1 pseudogene is annotated in these 1,676 nt (G+C 63.2%); it reads right to left on the bottom strand.

Annotation, left to right across the window (positions count from 1 at the left end):
- A pseudogene (istA, locus tag B7R24_RS16730) lies at positions 1–1,515 on the bottom strand (IS21 family transposase); the annotation flags it as partial.
- Positions 1,516–1,676 lie beyond the last annotated feature (161 nt).

The following is a 1,676-nucleotide window of genomic DNA, read 5'->3' as shown; positions in this document are numbered from 1 at the left end:
CCAGTTCAGTGGCCTCGAACCGTGGCTTCTTGCGGATGCCGGTTTTATCTTGCCCGGTCTCCAGGATTGGTTGTAGGTGCGCATACCGGGGCGAGCGGACACGACCCTCGAGGGCGATCTGACACGCTTTTTCTAACCTCTCACTGGAGTAACGCCGGGATAGCCGCAGCGCGGCGAGGGCGGCGTCGAAGCCTTGCTCCTCCACCGGAACGGCCTCGAAGATCCTGTTGACCATGGTCACCGTGTGAGGACCGATCCTCTCCGCCCAGGCCCGAATGCGCCCCGTGTCCCACTCCCGATACTTCTCGCCCTGGGGCTGGTCGGCGTCGTTCGTGCGGTATTCGTTCACGACATGCTCGCCGAACAATAGGTGGCTGGTGAGGCGTTCATGGTTGCGATAAACCTCCAGCACCTGGTTCGTGATGCGCAGGTCGACGCCCTGGCCGATTAACGCGTAGGGGGCGGAGTAGAAGTTCTTCTCCCAAACCACATGCCCGTTCTTCTGCACCCGGCGCCCGATGACCCAGCGGCTGATCTCGAAAGGTGCCGACGGCAGCTGCCGCAGCAACGCCTTCTCCTCCGCCTCGAAAACGCTCAGGCGGGAGCCGGCGCGTTTCTGGAACGGCTCCCGGTTATAGGCATCGATGCGTTCCCGGATCGCGACCCGCAGCTCGGGCAGCGTTCCAAACTGGCGATGGCGCAATCCGGCGATGACCCAGGTGGCAACGTGGGAGACAGTATTCTCCACCGATGGTTTGTCTTTTGGTGACCGAGGCCTGCCCGGCAGCACCGCTGCCGAGTAATGCACCGCCATTTCACGGTAAGCATCGTTCAACACGACCTCGCCCTCGCGGGGGTGCTTGATCACCCCGGTCTTCAAGTTGTCGGGAACGATCCGAGGAACCGATCCGCCGAACCACTCGAACATCGCCACGTTCGCCAGCAGCCACGTGTCTTGCCGCATATCCAGAGCCGGCTCCACGAACGCATACCGGGAAAACGGCAGACATGCGACGAACAAATACACCCGCGACACCTCACCCGTCACCGGGTCAACGAGCTGCATTGTCGGCCCCGACCAGTCGACCTCGACCGTCCGCCCAGCCTTATGACCCACCCGCGACGCCGCCCCCGTGATCAACGTATGCGCGGCATACGTTTTACAGAACCGGTCGTATCCCATCGCCGGTTGCTGCGCCGCCGCGCACCCATCGAGGTACTCGCCATGGAGCAGCTTCAGCGTCACCCCGACCTTGGCGAGCTCCTTATGCACCGCCTCCCAGTCGGGCTGAACGAACACACTCTCGTGCTCGCCCCGACCCGGGAACAACAACGCATAAACTCAGCATCGCTGCGGCTCGCGTGATCACCGCCGCCGATGCCCGCCTTGTCAGCGGCGTCGAACACCGCCAACACACTCTTGCGCGACATGCCCTGCGCGAGCGCGATCGCACGCCCCGTCATGCCCTCGGCGCGGAGCTCGAGCACCCGCTTTGCCTGGATTCTTCGTGCCATTGTTGACTACTCCTCCTGCCGCGTGCCTCTACACGCGGCAGGAGGAGCTAAGCAGATGGCCCCCAACAGCAATATTCGGTGGCCCCCGAACACGCCACTGGCCAGATCGGCCGATGGCCCCCAAAGTCAATAACGATGGCCCCCACGAGCGCCAATACTCA

Source organism: Subtercola boreus, assembly GCF_003399645.1.
Taxonomy (GTDB): domain Bacteria; phylum Actinomycetota; class Actinomycetes; order Actinomycetales; family Microbacteriaceae; genus Subtercola; species Subtercola boreus_A.
The sequence above is the reverse complement of the archived record's forward strand: the minus strand, read 5'-3'. Positions and strand labels throughout refer to the sequence as shown.